The 4395-nt window shown below is 46.7% G+C and carries 4 protein-coding genes; all 4 read left to right on the forward strand.

Annotated elements, in window-relative coordinates:
- Positions 1-200, forward strand: a 200-nt coding sequence (locus tag QT974_RS31610; protein ID WP_333472327.1) for a hypothetical protein, incomplete at its 5' end; no start/stop codon positions are given.
- Positions 201-261: 61 nt separating this feature from the next.
- Positions 262-2475 carry an amino acid ABC transporter substrate-binding protein gene (locus tag QT974_RS31615; protein WP_333472328.1) on the forward strand — a complete coding sequence of 738 codons (2214 nt, stop codon included), beginning with the start codon at positions 262-264 and terminating at the stop codon, positions 2473-2475.
- A gap of 87 nt (positions 2476-2562) precedes the next feature.
- The gene (locus QT974_RS31620) at positions 2563-3624 is read left to right on the forward strand and encodes an RNA polymerase sigma factor (protein WP_333472329.1); all 1062 of its coding nucleotides are present in this window, start codon (positions 2563-2565) and stop codon (positions 3622-3624) included.
- 207 nt (positions 3625-3831) lie between these two features.
- Entirely contained in the window at positions 3832-4251 is a 420-nt protein-coding gene (locus QT974_RS31625) for a hypothetical protein (RefSeq protein WP_333472330.1), read from the forward strand.
- The last annotated feature ends 144 nt before the right edge of the window (positions 4252-4395 follow it).

The raw sequence follows: 4395 nt of genomic DNA on the forward strand, positions 1-4395 counted from the left end.
GACTGACAGGGGCGGCGGAGGGGAGCCCTGATACAGACATGGAAAGGATGCAGCCTCAAAAAAAGGCATTGTATCATTTTGGGATGAATCTTGTAGGGTCGATCGAAGAACCCGCCGGAAAAGTAAGGGTTTTCAGCTTGGATAAAATTCAAAACTATCCAACAACAGAAACCTGCGGGAATTGGCTGCGGTTGGAGTAGAAATGAGCCTTTATCGGAACCCCTGCCAATTGAGCACACAAATTATCTAATTACCAGCATTATGACCATTCTTAACTACAACGAAACCACCTATCTGCAAGAAAATCCAGAAGTGGCAAAAGCCGTAGCTTCTGGCCTTATTCCCAACGGGTTCGAGCATTGGGTAAAGTTTGGTTTTAATGAAAAAAGAAAGCCACAAATTTCATTCAAAGAGCAATTTTATCTAGATGCTAACCCCGAGGTAGCAGCAGCAGTTGCCAAGGGTAGTTTGTCAAGCGGATTTGAACATTATGCGCGGTTTGGAGCGGCTGAAGGTCGCAAACCCGTTGCCAGTAACACACCCACAGGTTCTAAACTTCAAGAAATTTTAAAGCGCGGGTTTGTGCGGGTTGCAGTTAGCGAAGATGCGATCGGATTTAGCAAGCGGGAATCCGACGGTTCATTTAGTGGGATTGGCATTGATTTTAGTCGCGCCTTAGCCACCGCTTTGTTCGATAACCCGAAAGCAGTAGAATTCGTAGTCGTCGAGGCAGGCAAAGACTTTAACAGCGTAGCCAGTGGCGCAGTCGATATCGCCGCCACTTTGCCTACTCAATCTGTGCTCCGCGATGCCAGTTTAGGAGTAGATTTTTCGCCTACGGTTTTCTTCGACACTCAAGCGGTATTGGTGCGCGGTAATAGTGGAATTAGTTCTGTTAAGCAGTTACCAGGAACAACCATCGGCGTATTAGCAGGAACGCGCTCTGAGCAAAATTTAAAAGATGCCGCCAAACGTGCCGGAATCGCCCTCAACATCCAAACTTTTCCTTCTCAAGATACCTTATTTGCTGCCTACGATGCGGGGAAATTGGGCGCTGTTTCCATTAATCGCGGGGTGCTGAGCAATCGCATTCCCACCTTATCCAATCCGGGAAATCAAGTCATCCTGGATGAAGCCATTTCTAAAGAGCCTTTAGCACTCGTCGTGCCGGAAAATCAGTCTGAATGGGCTGATGTGGTGCGCTGGGTGGTCAGCGCTCCCATCCAAGCCGAATTCTTTGGTATTAACTCCCAGAATGTGAATGAATTTCTTGATAAAAATTCCGCCACCAAGAGCTTCTTAGGCGTGGAAGGAAAGTTAGGAGAATCCCTGGGACTCAAAAATGATTTTGCGTTGAAAGTTATCAAACAAATTGGTAATTACGAAGAAATTTACAATCGCAATTTCAATCCCAAAGTGCTGCCGCGCGGGCTCAATGAGCTAATGTTTGTCAAGCCTGGGGGACTGCTTTATTATCTACCCTTTTCGGGGACTGACCAATTAACCGTGCCCTTGGTAAATAACGACAACCGCAACGTTTTACAGGAAGTTTTAGACCGGGGTTTCGTGCGTGTCGGGGTGAGAAATGACGCGCCAGGAGTTGGTTTTGCTGACTCCAAGGGCAACTTAAGCGGATTTGATGTGGATTTTGGTCGGGCACTAGCAGCTTCCCTATTTGGCGACCCCAAGGCAGTGGAATTCGTGATTCAGACAACTGGGCCTCAGCGCTTCAGCGATGTCGCCAATGGCATCGTTGATGTAACTAGCCGCAATGCCAGCCACAACCTCAAGCGGGATGCTTTGCTGGGGGTAGATTTTGCCCCCATTAATGCTTACGATGCTCAAGTTGTGGTAACACCAACCGCCAGCGGAATTACCTCTTTTGAACAGCTTGGCGGTCGCCGAATTGGCGTGAGTGCAAATACCAATTCTGAGGTAACTCTGCGAGAAAAGCTGAAAGCTGCGGGCATTAATGCGGAAGTCGTAGCCTTAAATAGCTTGGAGGCTCTATTCGATCGTTATATAAAGGGCGAATTGGATGCGCTCACCGGCAATGGGGGTCTGATTATCTCTAGTCTTCTCACCTTACCCCCCGACCAGCGAGACAAACATCAGCCATTTCCAGATGTTTTGGGAGAGGAGCCTTTAGCAATGGTGGTGGATGAGAATCAATCCCAGTGGAAGGATGTGGTAACAGGCGTTACTTATTCTGTTTATGAAGCGTTAGAGCTGGGTTTAACTTCTGAAAATGTGCGCCAGCAAATCAATAGTTCCGATCCAGTTGTCCGCCGCTTTTTGGGAGTGGAAGGAAATGTGGGTGAAAGTCTAGGTTTGTCGAATAATTTCGCTTTGAATGCGATTTCCGCAGTGGGGAACTATCAAGAGCTAACCGAGCGCAACTTAGGTATTAGTGTTAGCCCTTTGCTAGTGCCTTATACCGAGGGCGGTGTCCTTTTCTCGGTTCCTTTTGCTTGATTTTGCTGAGTCGGGGTGATTCATGAATCACGCTGACAATAATTAAACCTTGAATATTGCCTTTCAATTAATTGGCTCAGTGAAATTATGATGATGCCAGCCACTATTAACCACATCCTAACCCGAACAGAAGAACACCAACTCTTACAACGCCTTGCCGCCGGGGAAATTCACGCCTTCTGGCAAATCTTCCAACAGCACCGAGACTACCTGTTGCGTTGCTGTCTCAAGTGGATGAACGGCAACTCAACGGAGGCGGAAGACTTGCTGAGTCAGGCGATGGTCAAAGCCTGGGAAAAAACGCAAAAATTCGCAGGAAAAATCGAGAACTTTAAATCTTGGCTAACGACGCTGACTCGTAATTTCTGGATCGATCTAACGCGCCGCCGAGGTGCGAACCAAGTTGAGGATATAGAAATTTACGGCGATCGCGACGAGCTAGGACTGGTTTCTGTTGACGACACACCAGCAAGCGCCTTGGATTGTGACGAGAAAAAGAGGGTGATTCGCGACGCTATTGATAACTTACAGCCAAGGCTGCGCGAGACTTTTATCCTGCACTTTTATGGGGAACTTTCTCATCAAGATATTGCCCAACAGCAAGAGATTTCCTACCAGAATGTCTGCAAGCGCATCTCCCAGGCGCGCGCAATTCTGGCTCTTGAGTTGCGGGGATATTTTGTTGGGGAGGATCGGACTGATACGGAGTTATCAGTTACGCCAACCTTAGCTGCAACTGAGTCGGCAACTGAGGAAATGTCCCAGCCGAATGCAGCAGTTGAAGCGGGAGCAGGGGAGCCGGTGACGTTATCTGTTGCGGTGAAGAAAGTGGAGACTTTTGGGGATGAGAAATTGCCGCAGGTAGCGGTATCTGTGGAGGATTCTGATTCGGATTTTGTTGCGGCGACTTCTGGAGGGAGGTTGGAGGAATTTAATTTTATCAGGAAACAGATACTAGGGGCAGTCTCCCCGTGGCTGCACCGTTTTGGAGGTTCACAACTGTTTCATTGTCTAAGAAAATTGGTATTGGAAGTAAGGGGTGAGTGGTGCCGGTGGTGTGGGGGCGACAACGGCAGCCGGTGGGGAAAGTTGCGGGAGAATGTGCGATCGTCCCTCTCTCCTCCTTGGTATCGTATTTTCTATTTTTAAGAGTTTTTTGAGCATGAAGATGAGGGTTCGTTTATTTTGAGTTTAACTACTTCAAATTAGCCTTAATCCCCAGCGTAACTTTTGGCGATATTTTAGGGAAATACTAGAGCTTAATGCGTGTAATTTTGCCAGTATTTTGGCAGCTTAAATCAGAAATCACGAATAAAAACGTCAAAACTTAGAAAGCAATCAAGAAGTGGTATAATTATGCAACAATGGATGGACTGGACAGTCAAAATCTCGGATGCCATCACCGATGATGTTCAGGCGAAAAATGAAATAAACCAATATTTCGCGCCAAATAACACCGAAGAGATATTGCTGACGTATGGCGACGCTAATTTTGGGTTCCTCCATATAAGCTTGCGACATACGGAAGATTTCGCCAGAATGTTCGGAGTTCATGGCAATGCGAATTTACTGAGGTTTCTCCAGGACTTGTTGAAGGATGGAAAGTACAAGACCTATGGTTATAATATCCGTCAGCAAGAAAGTAGGAGAGAGCTTGTAGTCATTTACCAGGTTGATGCAACAAAATTTGTAAAAGTCCCGATAGGGCAGAATGGAATGATTATAAGTGCAATACCTTCAGATAATACAAACTATGTATTGTCCTCTGATTATTAGGAAGGGTTGCGAGATGTGCCTCATCGCTTGAGTGGGCGTGAGCCAACTGTGTTAATTGCACCTAATGCCAATTTAATGTGAAGTTGCATATATTTCGATCCCCCTAAATCCCCCTTAAAAAGGGGGACTTTGAGAAGAATCTTG

Source organism: Microcoleus sp. BM001215392, assembly GCF_036700185.1.
Lineage (GTDB): Bacteria > Cyanobacteriota > Cyanobacteriia > Cyanobacteriales > Microcoleaceae > Microcoleus.

Coding starts and splice junctions, on each gene's coding strand:
- QT974_RS31615 (WP_333472328.1), top strand. CDS start 262: ATGACCATTCTTAACTACAACGAAACCACCTATCTGCAAGAAAATCCA.
- QT974_RS31620 (WP_333472329.1), top strand. CDS start 2,563: ATGATGATGCCAGCCACTATTAACCACATCCTAACCCGAACAGAAGAA.
- QT974_RS31625 (WP_333472330.1), top strand. CDS start 3,832: ATGCAACAATGGATGGACTGGACAGTCAAAATCTCGGATGCCATCACC.